A 14,855-nucleotide genomic window follows, 5' to 3' on the forward strand; every position below is an offset into this window, starting at 1 on the left:
TCAGGCCACCTCGCCCATGTCGAGGGCGGACAATTCGGCGATCTCGTCGGCGGTGAATCCGGCCCACACTCCGTAGGTGGGCAGGATCCGAAGCGCGAAGTTCAGGCATCCGTCGCGCAGCGGGCAGGACGCGCACACCTCGGCGGCGACGACCTCACGCGCCGCGCGCTCGTCCGGCGACTCCTGCGCCGGACAGTCGTGAAGCTCGGGATCGAACCGGCACTGTGCGCCCTCGATGGGCATACCGCGCAGGTCCACGGCGGGCAGGCTCTCGAAAACGGTCATACGAGCGGACACGGGCAACTCCCTGGTGAGATTCGTGATCGATCGGGACACCGGCCCCGGCTGCGTGCTTGGTGGCGTGTGCACCGGGACCGGCGGGCGGTAGAGGGGCATCGGTCAGCCCAGCGCGCCGGCGAACTGCTGAATCGCGGCGACGATCTTGTTGATCATGTGCGCGGCCGAGGTCGGGTTGTTGACCGCGTACACCGCGACCACCACACCGGCGACCCACTGACCGACCTTGCTGGACTTCTGCGGGAACATCCGGACCATCTCCTCCCATTGAGATATACGCCAAACGTTTGGCGTCTGTCTTGCCTCTAATTGTGGCCATCCCGCGACGGATGTCAAGGGGTGCCAATCGTTTGGCGTATGCCGTAGTCTCTGATTAGGTAGCCCTAAGGGGCTAGGAAGGAGCAGGTAGATGCAGCATTCGGAGCGGCACGGGTTCCGCGAGATCGCCACGAAAATCCGTCAGGAGATCGTCGAGGGCCGGTACCCAACGGGGTCCGTCCTGCCGGCAGAGCCAGAGCTTGCCGACCGGTACGGCGCATCCCGCAGCTTGGTCAACCGAGCGATGCAGGTGCTCGCGGCCGAGGGCATCGTCCGGCCTCGGCAGGGCCGCGGCACGATGGTCACGTGGCTTCCGCCGATGCTCCACTCACCCGCCCGCTACGACCGGATGACCCGGGAGAACCAGGGCGCACGCGGGGCGTTCGACGCCGAGGTTCGTAGCCGCGGCCTAGAGCCACAGCACGAGATCACCACCGAGCACGCCGAGCCACCGGTGGCCGTAGCCGAGATGTTGGGCGTGTCGACCGGGGAAGAGAACTGCCTCGTCCGGCGCCGGCGTCTGCTGGCCAGCGGCATCCCCATCCGGCTTAACGCCAGCTGGTTCCCGCTGGACATCGCAGGCGGGACCGTCCTCGAAGAGGAAGGCCCCGTGATCGTCGGCGGCGTCAAGAGCGCCCTCGGCGAACTCGGCTACCCGCAGGTGTCGGCGCGTGAACAGATCGTTCCGAGCCGTCTGCCCACCGACGCCGAAGCCAACGCGCTGGAGATCAGCCCGGAACGTACCGTTGTGGAGATCACGCACGTGGGCATGACCGCCGAGGGACGGGCCGTCGAGGTGACCATCTCCGTCGCCCCCGCCCACTACCTCACGGCCCAGTACGAATTCCCGCTCGCCTGAACCGGAGACCACCCAGTGATCACGCGTCTCGTCGAAGACCACGCCCAGGCCCTAGCCCGCAAGGCCGAACTGCCCGCGTTCGTCTACGACCTGGCCGCGCTCCGAGGGCACGCGGCCGAGGTCAAGGAGGCTCTCTCCGGCCCCGGAGCGCCAGAGATCTTCTATGCCGCAAAGGCCAACCCGGACGCCCCGATCCTCCGTGCCCTGGCCCCATACGTCGACGGAATCGAAGTCGCGTCCGGCGGCGAGCTGGCGCACGTCCGCGAGGCGCTGCCGGACGCGCGCCTAGCCTTCGGCGGCCCCGGCAAGACCGATGACGAACTCGAGCTGGCGCTGAACCTCGGCGTCGAACGGATCCACGTCGAGAGCCCCTACGAACTCACTCGCCTCGCGAGCATCGCCCGGACAACCGGCCGTGAAGTCGACGTCCTTCTACGGCTGAACCTCGCTGGCGACCGCAGCGGGGTCGCGCTGGCCATGAGCGGCCCGTTCGGCATGGACCCGGGACTTATGGAGTCCTGCACAGACATCCTGTCTGCCTCCCCAGAGATCCACCTGCGCGGAATCCACGCGCACCTCGCGTCCGGCCTCGACGCGTCGGCCATGGTGGCCCAGTCCGCCGAGATCCTCGCTTGGGGCCGGACGTGGCTCGACAGGATCGGCCACACCGGGCCGCGTGAGTTTAACCTCGGCGGCGGCATGGCAGTCGACTACAGGACGCCCAACACCCGATTCGACTGGAAACAGTACGGCGCCGGGATCGCAGCCATGGCCCAGCCAGGCGAGACTCTGCGCATCGAGCCGGGCCGTTCCATCAGCGTCTACTCGGGGTGGTACGTCACCGAGGTACTGGACGTGAAGAAGGCACACGGTCAGTGGTACGCCGTCCTACGCGGCGGCACCATGCACATCCGGACACCCGTCACCAAGCAACACAACCAACCCTTCGTGGTGCTCAACCGCGACAGCGCCGGTCCCACAGTGACCAACGAACCCGTCACCCTAGTCGGCCAACTCTGCACACCAAAGGACGTCTTCGCCCGCGAGATCCCCACCGGCCACATCACCGTAGGGGACCTGGTGGCGTTCTCCATGTCCGGCGCCTACGCCTGGAACATCTCCCACCACGACTTCCTCATGCACCCAAAACCGGCGTTTTGCTACCTAGACGCATAATTCGAATCTCGATAGGGCCCCTGTCTCGGCGATGCCAGACAGGGGCCCTATCCATTGCACGCGAGAACACCGAGTCGAGAGCACGGGTCCGATATCCGACTTCTCGGCACCTAGCACACCAGACTATCCGGGGCAGCCGATGCACCGATCCAGCACCGGAACATGGGGTTAATCATTCAACGCTTCCACCTTATCGGCGAGTTCACGCAGTGCGCTGGCAATAGCATTACTTTGCAAGTCTTCCGCGCCAGAGACATAATGTGCAACCTCCTGCCCGATCCTCAAGAAATCGTTCTCGACATTCCTATAATCAAAGCGCATATATTGAAACGAACTAAATTTACGCACGTCTTGAGGCAATTGCAGCTCGGCCAACCTGGGAGCCCCCGATATAAGGATTGGGATGATAACGACCCCAACCTCAAGGGCCTTAGCAATCTCCTTGCGAACCCAGTCATCCGAACCAAAGAGCTTCCCACCAGTAGCCTCTACGCCTTCTCTCCAACTCTTCCCTACGATTACAAGCATTACTCTCGAAGACTCAACTCCCGCAAGTAGAGCGGACTCGTAGTCGCTACCTGGGACGATGGACCTACTAGCGCGAAACACGTTGTTGCGACCGAACATTTGAGATAGCATCTGATCCAACAGTGCAGCCGCATAGGCATCGTCTGCACTCCTATAGCTAATGAATATTGATCCCATCTGACACTTCCCTCCCTTCAGAGCGGGCACTCAATGTTTTACTCAAGACGCGACAGAGAGTCCGACCGCTTAAATCGTGCTGAACAAGACAGGGAACTACTTGACCTCGTCAAGTGGAACATAACACGATACGATCAGATTCGAGCTGCAACAGCGTCCCGGGCTTCTCTTCTTGTTAGCGCCAACGCTCTCCTACTCGCCGGTACTACAGTGTTACTCAACAGCTACAATACAAAAAGCACAAATAAGAGCTGGCAGATAGACGCTATATCTATATCTTTTGTGGCAATTGTACTAGTGACGGTCGCCTCGATTTCAATATCTATATGGTACTGCGTGGGTGCCGTCTCTGCCTACAAGAGACGTAGGACTAGCCGTCAAACCTTTCGCGACCAATTGCCGCCGAGATTCCTCTTCAACTGGGGCGACACTCTTAGAGCGAATGGAAACTTTCAGGATTTCTTCACCGCACTGCAATCGAAAACTGCGGAGGAAACTCTCAAGGGAGCATCGGCGGAACTTTGGGGTGCAATCTATCAACACTCAACGAAGCACCATTCTCTCCGCATGGGAATTAGATTCTTCCGAGTTTCCCTCCTTTTGTTCGTCACACTGGCAATAATAGCTCTGCTTCACAAGTCCTATTGATCGCCGATGAGTGTCTTCGGCTCTGCGTCCGGTCGTTGGCCGACGTCAGGCACAGCAGGCGGTACACACGGAAACGGCTCCAGAGCCGCGACTGTCGGTATCGGGCTCAGGGATCAGACTCGATCAGAAGCAGCGCCGCGCAATCCACAGAATCCGCACAACCCTCTGACCCCAGGCAGCGAGCAAACCTGGACTGGATCGAGGGTTGCCGCATTATGCCGCAGAAGTACACGTAATCCGTTGACCTGCAACAATACTTTTGGCGGCGAGCGCCTCTGAGAGGTGCGCAACCACATCGATGGCACGGACGCACCTCGACCCAAGAGCGTGTGACCTGCGCAGCTTCCCTGCCGTGAAGCGCTGGCACCGTTTTGCGATTCTGTGGAGTGCGCGGCGAGGTACCTGCCACCGCAGCCGCCGGGGGCTACGCAGGCCGTGAATCAGACCTCTCGTTGCGCCGCTCAGCAGCGTCTGACACGAGGCTTGATAGGTGGGACGGGTGCAGGAGGGATCTCCGCCAAGAGCGGCTCAGTGCTTGATCATTCCCAATGCGTCCCCAATCCGCTCGCTGGAGTGTCGACAGTGGCCTCGTTTGCGCAGGTCGAGAGTTTCTCGTGTGAGTGGTGATCACCTGTCTCCTAAAGCGGGTGCCGCAGGTTCAAATCCTGCCGGGGGCGCTTTCAGGGCGACACTGTGGACCAGCAGGGACGCCCCCGGCTATGCCGGGGGCGTTCTGGTTTTCTTGATCACCCTTCCGCGCCTGATCCCCGCTCGTGAACGCCGAAAGCGCCCCGGCCTCATCAGGGCGTGCCTTGGAACGCGTCGATGCCCTTGCGCCAGGTGGTGTCGAGATGCGCGTCAGGCGGGAAGCGCTGGTTCAGCTCGAGGATGACCATGCCGTGCGCGAAGGCCCAGATGGCCCGTGCGCGTTCGCGGTCACCGCCGGTGGCGTCGAGGAGCGGCATCGCGGCAGCGTCCTCGACGCCGGGGGCGAGCAGGTCGCGGCGCAGGGGCCGCTCGGTCATCAGCCGATAGAGGTTCGGCTGGCGGCGCGCGAAGTCGCGGTACGCGGTGGTGAGGGCGGCGATCGGGACATCGGATCGATGGACGGCCTGCGCGAACAGTTCGGCCTGCTCCTCGAAGCCGACCGAGATCAGCGCCGCCTCCAATGCCTGCTTGTCGCGGAGATGCTCGTAGATCGAGGAGGCGCGGATCCCGAGTTGGGCGGCGAGGCGACGCATCGACAGTGCATCAGGGCCCTCCCGCTCGAGGAGCAGCCGCGCGGTCTGCACGATCTCCCGGGCTCGTGGGGTGAGCCGGCTCAGTGCGGAGGAAGTCATCCGTCCTGCCTTCCCGAAATGCCCTAACAGTGTTAGGTTGCAACCCTAACACCGTTAGGGCGAAAGGTGACGTCGATGCCCGCTCATGCTCTATCCCTTCACGTCGAGACCGACACCGGCTCCGCGCGGATCCGTGACCGCGTCGCGCGGGCTCTGCTCGTCCTCGCCGCCGCCGGTGCCGTCGCCGCGGTGGTCAGCGCAGTGAGCACCGTCGCGGACGCCGGACCGGCCACACGGATGGTCGAGACCTGGCGCATGCTCGGCTTCGGTGTCTTCGCGGGCGTGTTCCTGCTGCTGGCCTACCGCCCCCGGCTCTACGCCGGGATCTGGGAGCTCGCCATCCTCAACAAGCTCGGCCTGACCCTGGCCGCCTTGTCCTTCGGGAGCGGGACCGACGGCGCCGGCGCGGCGCTGATCGCCGACGGAGCGGTCACGCTCATCCTGCTGGCCGCGTACGTGCTCAACCGGGGCTGGACGGCCTGGTCGGCCGCAAGGGGTCGTGGCGTGATGCAGGGCGTCAGCGACCGCCGCCACCCCGTCCGGGACGGAGCCTGAGCGTCGCTCTCGCCGGGGTCATGACCGCCAGTGCCCCACGAGTTCGGCGTAGAGGGGGCTGTGGCGGAGGAGGGTCTCGTGCGTCCCGAGCATCGGGCGGGGGCCGTCGATGAGCAGCACCTGGTCGGCGCGCTGGGCCGAGCTGATGCGGTGCGCGATCACGATGAGGGTGCCGCCGCGGGCCGCGAGGGCCCGTTCGGCCCGCGCCTCCGCCGCCGGGTGGAGGTGGCAGGTCGCCTCGTCGAGGATGACGACGGCGGCGGCCGACAGGTGGGCGCGGACGAGGGTGATGAGCTGGCGCTCCCCCTGGGACAGCGGACCGCCGCCGGGAGGGATCTCCGCGTCGTACCCGCCGAGACGGTCGACGGTCTCGCGCAGCCCGACGGCGTCGACGGCCCTCTCGAGGTCGGCGGTGGTGGCCTGTGGCCGCAGGTAGACGAGGTTCTCCCGCAGCGTCGCGGCGAAGACGTACGCCTCTTGCGGGATGAGCGTGATCGTCCGCCGCAGCCGCTCCGCGCCGACCCGGGCCAGGCGCACGCCACCGAGCCTGATGTCGCCCTTCTGCGGCTCGAGGTGGCCGGTGAGCAGGCTCGCGAGGGTCGACTTCCCGACGCCGCTCGGCCCCACCACGGCGAGGTGGGCGCCCGCGGCGATCCGCAGGGACAGGTCGGTGAACACGGGTTCGGCGTGCGGCGAGTAGGCGAACGTGACGTGCTCGGCCGCGACGTCGTGGGACGTGGGGACGATCGTGACCTTCGCTTCCGGGGCGCCGGCCGGGCGGGCGCAGACCTCGGCCAGCCGTCCGAGGACGACGGCCAGGCTGAGCAGCAGCGTCCCGCCGGCGTCGACCAGGACGACGAAGGCCGGTTGCAGGGCGGTGATGAGGTAGCTCACCCCTCCGGCCGCCTGCCCGGCGGTGAGGTGGTGGTGCGCGATCAGCCACGGGGACATCGCGAGCAGCGCCAGGAGCGGCACGTGCACGCCCAGCGTCAGCACGGGCAGCCGGAGCAGCCGCGACCGGGCGAACGCGCGCAGCGCCTCGGCCTGGGCGTCGATCGCCCCGGCGACCGCCTGGGCCGCCCGGTCCTCGGCCGCGCAGACCACGACGTCGCGGACGCCCTGCACGACCGCCGCGGCCGTCTCGCCGATGTCCTCGGCGTGCCGGATGACGGCCCGGTAGCGTCCGATCTGGATGTGCAGGAACGCGGCGAACACGGCCGCCCCGAGCAGTACGAACACGGTGATGACCAGCGCGAGGAGCGGGGACAGCAGGACGAGCCCGAGCAGCGCCGCGACCCCGGCGGACAGGAGCTGGCGCATGTTGCGGATCGCGGTGGCCAGCAGCGCCCGGACCGCCTCGACCTGCTCGGTCACCTGCGACACCCCGGCCCCTCCGGACGGCTCGTCGTCGATCATGCGGCGGAGCGAGGCGGTGACGACGTCGGTGATCAGCGAGTCGCGCAACGGCTCGACGAGGGCGGCCAGCGACGGGTAGACCTGCCTGGTGCCGAGCGCCCCCAGCGCGTACAGGACGGCCAGGACCGCGAGCCATGCCAGGCCGACGAGCGGTTTGCGCGGGAGGAACCCCTGGTCGATCGCCGTGGCGAGCAGCAGCCCGGACGCGAACACCGGCACGGCCTCGAGGGCGGACCATGCCGCCAGCCGCCGCGCCGCCGGCGACCGCCCGCTCGCATGCTCCCGCAGCAGCCGGAGACCGGCCGAGGACCTCATCCGCGCCCAGGCCGGGGGGTGGACGTGGGCGCGGGGGTGAAGATGGCCCGGTAGTCGGGGTCGGGCCAGAGGCGGGTGTGGGGGGCGAGGGCTCGGAGGCGGCCTCCGTCCAGCCAGGCGACGAGGTCGGCGCGGGCGGCGGTGGCGGGGCGGTGGGCGACGACGAGGCAGGTGCGGCCGGTCAGGACGCGTTGCAGGGCCTGCGTCACCCGCAGCTCGGTGGCGGTGTCGAGGCTGCTGGTGGCGTCGTCCAGGACGACGACGCGCGCGGCGCTCAGGGCCGCGCGGGCGAGGCCGAGGCGTTGCAGCTCACCGCCGGACATCGGGGCGTCGGCCGGCGCGGTGTCGTAGCCGGACGGGAGCGCGCGGACGAAGTCGTCGGCCGACGCGACGCGGGCGGCCTCGCGGACCTCGGCGCGGGTCGCCTCGGGACGGGCGTAGGCGATCATGTCGTGCAGGGTCGCGCCGAGCAGCGCGGGCCGTTCGAAGGCGTAGGCGACGGTGCGGCGCAGCTCGGGCAGCGCGAGGGTGTCGATCGGGACGCCGTCGAGCTCGATCCGTCCCGCGTCCGGGTCGAGCAGCCGTCCGGCCAGGGAGACCAGCACGCTCTTGCCCGTCCCCGAGGCGCCGACGACGGCGACGCTGGTGCCCGCGGGGACGGTGAGGTCGAGGTGGTCGAGCACGGTCCGGTCCCCCATCCGGACGGTGACGTCGCGCAGCCGCAGGTGGCCGGGGCCGTCCGGGAGCGGGGCCGGGCGCGCGGGCGGGACGACGGCCGGGGCGGTGCCCAGGATCTCGCCGACGCGTCCCGCGCCGACCTGGCAGTTCAGCAGCGCGACGAGCGTGTCGAACAGGCTGGCGGAGCCGAGGGCCATGGCCGTGTAGGACGAGGCGGCCACGAGCTGGCCCGTGGTGATGTCGCCGGTGGCGAGGCGGACGCCGGCGATGGACAGCACCAGGATCTGGAGGAGGGGCGCGAGCAGCGACAGGCGCCAGCTCACCTGTCGCTGCGCGGCCCAGGTGCGCAGCCCGGCCTGGTGCAGGTCCGGCAGCGGTGCGAGGATGCGGCCGACCTCGCGGGCGGCCGTGCCGCCGGCCCGGATGGTGCGGACGCCGAGGCGGGCGTCGAGCATCCGGGTCGCGATCGCCGCCTGGCATCGCTGGTAGCGGGCGAAGGGCTCACTGGCCTTGACGACGAAGACGCGCAGCAGCACGACCGCGGGCGCCATCCCGACGGCGAGGGTCAGCGCGAGCAGCCAGTCGATCGTGGCCAGCGCGATGACGGCTCCGGCCGTGGTCAGGACGGCGGCCGTGCCCGACAGCAGCAGGATCGGGAACGTGGCCGGGGCGGCGGCGCTCTCGGTGAGGCGGGACAGCACGTCCCCGGTGGGGAACCGCCGCTGGCCCGGTACGCCGAGCGCCAGCACCCGTCCGACCAGGCGGTGCCTGAGCCAGGCGGTCATCCGGCTGCCGCAGTACGAGCCGACGAGGTCCTCGCCCGCGTCGGCGAGGGCGGCCACGGTGAGCACCGCCGCCAGGCCCGCCAGCGCGGCGGGGAGTCCCGCCCCGTCCTGTCCTGCGTCGATGGCGACGGCGAGCATGACGGGCGTGATCAGGGACGCGACGACGCGGGCGAGGGTGAGCGCGGCCAGCAGGGACATCATGGCCCGGGAGCGGCCCGCCACCGTGCGGAGCAGGCGGCCCCCCTGGACGCGCAGCGCGTTCGAGGCGTCCTGCGAGCCGGTCAGGTAGGCGAGCCCATGAGAGGGCCTGTGGGCGGATCCGCCGGTGGGTCCGCCGGTGGGTCCGCCGGTGGGTCCGCCGCCCGGCGCGGACAGGGCGGCGGACGTTCTGCGGCGTGGCACGGGGAGCGTACGGCGTCTTCGTGTCGTGGCCACGCTCTCGGCTCCGTTCGGTCTCGACGCTGAACGCATCGGGCGCGTCCGGTCACGGGCCGGCCCTTCGACCAGCCCGTGACCGGCGTCCTGTGGGGCTCGGCTGCTAGCTCACCGGACCCGGCGGACGGTCGTCGTCTACTGCTGTCAGCAGGAGACGCCGACACAGATGGTGTTCAGCAACGTGAGCAGGCCCGTGCAAGCGCACGTTCCCCCGAGCTGGATCCCGTCGATCTCAATGGGGTCGGTCTCGGGCAGCTCCTGCAGCTCAGCCACAAGGTCACCGTCGAAAGCGTTCATTTCACCTCCCCTCCTGGCCGGTATGAAATCGGTGCCGCTCCCTGCCGAGGCAGAAGCGGACCACCGTTTCGCGGAGGACGTCCGGCCACGCCTGGACCACGGCCACGTGGTCGTCGTCGACTTCCACGTAGGCGAAGTCGGGGCCTTCGGTCCTGCCGAGTTCGAGGAGGCGCCGTCGCAGCGCCCGTGATTGCCCGACCGGGATGATCTGGTCGCGGGTTCCGTGCACCAGCAGCAGCGGCGCGGTGATCCGTCCGCACCCGTCCAGGACGTCGCGGCGCGGGCCCGTCCGGTCGTCGTGGCCGAGCCCGCTCAGCCGGGCCACGCGGTCCCTGACCGCCGCGTCCGCGCTCTGGTGCAGGCTCGGCGCCGAGGTGAAGGGCGCGAGCGCGACGCATCTCGACCAGAGGCCGGGATCGGCGCCGGCAGCCAGCAGCGCCAGGTACGCGCCGTAGCTGGCGCCGAGCAGGATGGGGCGGGGCTGCCCGCCGTCCCTGGTGGCGGTGATCGCGCGGGCGAGGTGGACGACGTCGTCGAGGTCCGGGCCGGCCCAGTCGCCGATGACGGGGCGCAGGTGCTCCATGCCGTAGCCGGTGCTGCCCCGGTAGTTCGGCGCCAGCACGGCGATGCCGGCCGCGGCCAGGTGTTGCAGCAGCGGGTCGAACTCGAACCGCCATGAGGAGAGGGGGCCGCCGTGCAGCGCCATCACCAGGTGGCGGGAGCGGCGCCAGTCAGGGCCGCCATAGACGATCGCCTCGATGGTGCCCGCCGGTCCGGGCAGCTCGACGAGGTCGGCGCCTTTCCAGGCCGCCCGGTCGTCCACCGGATGCGGGCTCGTCGACCAGCGGTGACCGGCCACACCGCCGGTGGACGCGATGGAGGTGGACGCGGCGGCGCCGGCGGCGGCGGTGGTCGCGGCCGGGATGGCCGCGCCTGGGACGGTGGCCAGGGTGGGGGGCTGGTGCGGGGCGGAGAACCGGATGTGGATCGGCTCGCCCGTCCAGGACGCGGGTGGCCAGAGTGTGCCGGCCGGGCCGGGGATCGGCTCGACGCGGTCCTCGGCCGGGAGGTAGACCAGCAGGCGGGACGCGGCCCCGTGCACCTCGTGGATCAGCAGGCGGTGACCGCCCGCGTCGAAGGTGAGGGGGGTCCTCGGGTGCGGTGACCGGTTGAGGACGGTGGGGAACCGCACCGGACCCGCGCCGGATAACCGCAGGCCGATGCGTTCGGCGCCGGGCGATCCGCTGGTCACCGCGAGGTGGTCCGTGCGGGGGCTGTAGGCCGCGATCCGGTCGTCGCTCGTGGCGGAGACCGACCAGGCTCGGCGCCAGCTCCGTTCCCGCAGGTCGACGACGATTCCGTTCGCGCGGTGCCCGCCCGCGGTGTGGTCGAGCGCGGTGTGGTCGAGCGCGAGCAGCCGCCCGCCGTCCAGCCAGACGCCGCCCGACAGCGTCCCCGGGACGCGCAGGACCGGTTCGAGGTGCGGACGCCTTCCCGAGAGCCGCCAGATCCGCGAATGGCGCGTGTCGTCGAGCGTGATGAGCAGCGTCGTCTGATCGGGGGACGGGGCGGCCAGCAGGTATCCGGTGAGCATAGGGGGCGTGGCGCAGGTGGCCCGGGTGGTGGTCGACGCGTCCGGCGACTCCGGCGGCTCCGCCAGGAGGATCTCGCCGCGGCCCGACGGGCCGTCCGGTGGCCGCATGACCACGACGCGGCCGTCATCGAGGGGGATCGCGCAGGTGCGGCGGTCGATCGGGCCGGCGGCGACCGTCCGGCGACTCGGCGCGGAGCGGGCTAAGTCCCAGCGCTCCAACGTGATCTCGTCCTGGCTGCCGCGCAGGCAGGTGGCCCAGCGGCCGTCGCCCGAGAAGGCGAAACCGAACCGGCTCGGGATGGGCGGGAGATCCGGCACGCACGCGGTCATGACGCGCGCGCCTGAGAGGCCGGGCCAAAGGCCGTCCGGACGGGCGGCGGGGCGTCGGCCGCCTGGGGGGACGGGCGGGTGTCGGCGTTCTGGAAGCGCGGGGTCCCGTCGGCCATCCACATCCGGGGGGACCGGTGCTGGAGGCGCAGCAGGAAGCCGAGGACGCCGGCGACGCCGTCCCCCCACGACACCGCCGGTGCGCCCTGCTCGCCGGGGAACACCAGGTGCCCGTCCCGGTACGCGCGGTTGGCGATGATGACGCGGGCCAGCCGCCACGCGGCGGCCTCGTGCCGGTCGCGGTCGCCCGCCGCGGCCATGTCGAGCAGGAGGTCGCCGTTGCCCGAGAGTCCGTGGCACTGGCCGAGCACCCCGCGCCAGGCGTTCTCGACGACGGCCTGGGCAGACAGGTCGGCGACGCGTGCGAACCGTTCGTCGCCGGTGGCCTGGTGCAGCCTGACCAGGAAGCCCGCGATGCCGGCCGCGCCGTGGCACCAGTACGGCGCCGTCGGCTGGTCACCGGTCCCGGCCCCCCACTTGGCCTCGCGCTCGGTGATGAACGCCTGGTCGAGCAGCGTGTCGCCGACGCGGACGGCCAGCTCCAGGCAGTCGGCGCGGCCGGCCGCCTCGCCGCAGGCGAGCAGGAAGTAGCCGACGCCCGCGATGCCGTGCGCGAAGCCGTGGTAGCGCTTGCCCGCCAGCTTGGACTCGTACTCGGCGGGCGTGGCCCAGCCGATGGCGCCGGACCGCTCGTCGGCGGACGCGATGAGCGCGTCGGCGGAGGCGGCGGCGCGGTCGGCGTAGGCCGTGTCGCCGGTGCGCGTCCACAGGTGCAGGGCGGTGAGGCCGATGCCGGCCGTCCCGTGGGTCACGTCGGGGTTGGGCACCGACACCGGGAGCGCGTCCCCCACCGCGAGGGCCTTGGCAGCCAGCGCGTCGTCGCCGATGGCCCGGCCCGCGTCCAGCATCGACCACGCGGTGCCCGCCGTGCCGAAGTACAGCCCGGACGGCCGGGTCATGCCCTGGTCGAGCTGCCGCGCGATCCACCGTCCGGCGGTGCCGATGACGTCGGGGACGCGCGGGTCGCCGGTGAGCTCGAAGCATCGGACGAGCGCGCCCAGCGGTCCGGCGGCGCCGTGCTGGAGGCTGCACGGGTCGGGCGCCCCGTGCGCGCAGGAGACGGGCCAGAGGCGCTCGGCGGAGTCCGGGGTCATCGACGCGATCAGGTGGCCGGTGATGCCCTCGACGGCCCGCCGGACCTGGTCGCGCGTCTCGTCCGAGGGGACGCCGTCCCGGCGCGCGCGGGGGACGGAGCGTCCGGGCACGTGGACCGGCGGGGTCAGCAACTGCTCGCGTGCCTGGGACGGGGTCCAGCGCCGCTCCGGCTCCTCGGCCATCAGCCCGAGGAACATCCGGCTGAGGCCGGGCGGCAGGTCGAGGCCGACCGAGCGGGCCGCCAGCCATTCGGTGAGCCGCTCCGACATCGGCCGGGCGGCCGGCAGGTCGTCCACGAAATAGGGTGGAGAGCCGGTGAACAGATAGCAGAGCGACGCGCCGAGGCTGTAATAGTCCGCGGATATCGAAGTCGGTGATCCAGCCAATTGTTCGGGGGCGCCGTATCCGGGGGTGCCCACGCGAGCGGGCGGCCCGTCCTCGGGCTCATCGACGCTCACCGCGAATTCGAGGTCGATCAGGATGGGCCGGCCGTCGGGGCGCACGATGACGTTCCCGGGGCTGAAGTCCCGGAGGACGAGCCCGGCCCGATGCGCGGTGCTCACGAGGTCGACCAGCCGCGCGGCCATTTCGAACGCGCGTGGAAGATGCCCGCCCCAGCCGGTCTCGCCGATCAGATCGGGCACCCATTGGTGCAGGGATTTCCCGGGAATCATCTCTTCGGCGAGAAAAAGGTGGCCGCCCTGCGGGAACAGCAGGATCGGGCGGGGCGCCACGCCGAGGTGCCTGAGCGCCTCCAGCGCCCGTGCCTCCCCGCGGAGGCGATCTCGGGTGTCCTTTCCCGCCTCGTCTCCGGCCACGTGGGGGCGCGCCTCCTTGATCACCACCAGGTCGCCGGACGTGACGTCCAGCGCGCGGTACACGCCCCCCTTGTTCAGATAGCGGATCGCCTCCTTGACCCGGAACCGGTCGCCCAGCATCACCCCGCCGGACCCGCCGGACGGCTTCGCCGCACGGCCCATTCCGTTGTCGGGAAACGGGCAGACCGCCCAGGAAGGTGCCGCGTACGTGCCGTTCCTCCGGTCTTCTACGGGATTTCCGTCCGGGTCGAGGATCATCCACGCGTAGAATCCGTCGTTGGTCATCCTGCGCTCTTCGACGAACGCGCCATAGCGGTAGTGGACGAGACTCTCGGGCGCGTAAGGCCGATCCGAAAGGATGCGGGGGCCGGGCAGGCCGGCCGTCGCATCGTGGAGTTCAGCCGCGAGGCGGACCGCCTCGGCGTCGCTCTCCGGGTAGATCGTGATGAACTTCCCCGAGTGGCCGCGGGAGGTGTTGCGCGCGTTCAGCAGCTTGACGTAGTCGAGGGTGCAGGCGAACTTGAATCCCGATCCGGACGCCAGCAGCACCTTCAGCGACCGGGCGAGGACCTCTTCCGCCGAAGCCGCGGTCGCGGAGACGTGCAGCTTCCATCCCTGCGGGTGCCGGACGGAGCCGGCCGGGCTGACATAACACCACAGGCCACTCCGGCCCGATTCCCATTCGGCGTTTCCGTGCGGCGATTCGAGCGCGCGCTCCAGCACGTCGACCAGGCTGGTGTCATCGATATCACCGGCCGGTGCCGACCCGAAGACACTGAAATTAAAGTCCGCCATTAGAGCTCCCCCGCCGCCGATTCTTCTGGCGGCCCCACCGATGTCACATTCGACGATCTTGTGGCGGCTTTCCGCTCTCGCGGATCGCGATCACGCCGCCGAGATCACGATTAGTTCTCTGACCGACGACACAATAAGCACGAATCCGGGGCGGGCGCCAGACCCATGTTTCCCATCAAACCCGTGGGAAAAATAGGGAGCACAATCAAAAAGACCGTGTATGCCATAAAAGGCGAGCTTTGCCCGTATTTGACAGCAGATGAACCCGGACCATCCACCAAT

Annotated in this window: 13 protein-coding genes; 4 read left to right on the forward strand and 9 right to left on the reverse strand. The window is 69.5% G+C overall.

Annotated elements, in window-relative coordinates; all coding sequences use genetic code 11:
• Window positions 1–297: a WhiB family transcriptional regulator gene (locus tag QP090_RS09970; RefSeq protein ID WP_285938294.1), complete on the reverse strand. Its 297-nt coding sequence runs from the start codon at window positions 295–297 to the stop codon at window positions 1–3.
• Window positions 298–399: 102 nt separating this feature from the next.
• A complete protein-coding gene (locus QP090_RS09975; protein WP_285938295.1) occupies window positions 400–546 on the reverse strand; it encodes a hypothetical protein in 147 nt (48 codons plus the stop codon).
• Between the two features lie 160 nt (window positions 547–706).
• Here QP090_RS09975 and QP090_RS09980 point away from each other — a divergent pair, with 160 nt between their 5' ends.
• Both QP090_RS09980 and QP090_RS09985 read left to right on the forward strand, forming a co-directional pair.
• Window positions 707–1,474, forward strand: a complete 768-nt coding sequence (locus tag QP090_RS09980) for a GntR family transcriptional regulator (RefSeq protein WP_285938296.1) — start codon at window positions 707–709, stop codon at window positions 1,472–1,474.
• 15 nt (window positions 1,475–1,489) lie between these two features.
• Entirely contained in the window at window positions 1,490–2,650 is a 1,161-nt protein-coding gene (locus QP090_RS09985) for a type III PLP-dependent enzyme (protein ID WP_285938298.1), read from the forward strand.
• Between the two features lie 168 nt (window positions 2,651–2,818).
• Here the strand turns inward: QP090_RS09985 and QP090_RS09990 are convergent, their stop codons facing one another.
• Window positions 2,819–3,355 carry a TIR domain-containing protein gene (locus tag QP090_RS09990; RefSeq protein ID WP_285938299.1) on the reverse strand — a complete coding sequence of 179 codons (537 nt, stop codon included), beginning with the start codon at window positions 3,353–3,355 and terminating at the stop codon, window positions 2,819–2,821.
• A 33-nt stretch (window positions 3,356–3,388) separates the two neighbouring features.
• Between QP090_RS09990 and QP090_RS37820 the strand changes: the two genes are divergently transcribed.
• Window positions 3,389–4,003 carry a Pycsar system effector family protein gene (locus tag QP090_RS37820; protein WP_490393312.1) on the forward strand — a complete coding sequence of 205 codons (615 nt, stop codon included), beginning with the start codon at window positions 3,389–3,391 and terminating at the stop codon, window positions 4,001–4,003.
• An 800-nt stretch (window positions 4,004–4,803) separates the two neighbouring features.
• Here QP090_RS37820 and QP090_RS09995 read toward each other — a convergent pair.
• Window positions 4,804–5,343 carry a TetR/AcrR family transcriptional regulator gene (locus QP090_RS09995; protein ID WP_285938300.1) on the reverse strand — a complete coding sequence of 180 codons (540 nt, stop codon included), beginning with the start codon at window positions 5,341–5,343 and terminating at the stop codon, window positions 4,804–4,806.
• Between the two features lie 75 nt (window positions 5,344–5,418).
• On the opposite strand from QP090_RS09995, the gene QP090_RS10000 reads away from it, so the two are divergent.
• Window positions 5,419–5,898: a hypothetical protein gene (locus QP090_RS10000; protein ID WP_285938301.1), complete on the forward strand. Its 480-nt coding sequence runs from the start codon at window positions 5,419–5,421 to the stop codon at window positions 5,896–5,898.
• Between the two features lie 18 nt (window positions 5,899–5,916).
• Here the strand turns inward: QP090_RS10000 and QP090_RS10005 are convergent, their stop codons facing one another.
• From QP090_RS10005 to lanL, 5 genes are all read right to left on the reverse strand, one after another.
• Window positions 5,917–7,629, reverse strand: coding sequence for an ATP-binding cassette domain-containing protein (locus QP090_RS10005; protein WP_285938302.1), 1,713 nt, complete (start codon window positions 7,627–7,629; stop codon window positions 5,917–5,919).
• Complete coding sequence (locus tag QP090_RS10010; protein ID WP_285938303.1) at window positions 7,626–9,494, reverse strand: ABC transporter ATP-binding protein; 1,869 nt, start codon at window positions 9,492–9,494, stop codon at window positions 7,626–7,628. The genes QP090_RS10005 and QP090_RS10010 overlap by 4 nt, the downstream gene beginning before the upstream one ends.
• 177 nt (window positions 9,495–9,671) lie before the next feature.
• A complete protein-coding gene (locus tag QP090_RS10015) occupies window positions 9,672–9,824 on the reverse strand; it encodes a VenA family class IV lanthipeptide (protein WP_285938304.1) in 153 nt (50 codons plus the stop codon).
• A gap of 1 nt (window position 9,825) precedes the next feature.
• Window positions 9,826–11,748: an alpha/beta hydrolase family protein gene (locus QP090_RS10020; RefSeq protein ID WP_285938305.1), complete on the reverse strand. Its 1,923-nt coding sequence runs from the start codon at window positions 11,746–11,748 to the stop codon at window positions 9,826–9,828.
• Window positions 11,745–14,573 (reverse strand): class IV lanthionine synthetase LanL, encoded by a 2,829-nt coding sequence (gene lanL / locus QP090_RS10025; RefSeq protein ID WP_285938306.1) that lies wholly within the window; start codon window positions 14,571–14,573, stop codon window positions 11,745–11,747. The genes QP090_RS10020 and lanL overlap by 4 nt, the downstream gene beginning before the upstream one ends.
• Window positions 14,574–14,855 lie beyond the last annotated feature (282 nt).

The organism is Actinomadura xylanilytica, from assembly GCF_030283145.1.
In the GTDB taxonomy this organism is placed as follows: Bacteria; Actinomycetota; Actinomycetes; order Streptosporangiales; family Streptosporangiaceae; genus Spirillospora; species Spirillospora xylanilytica.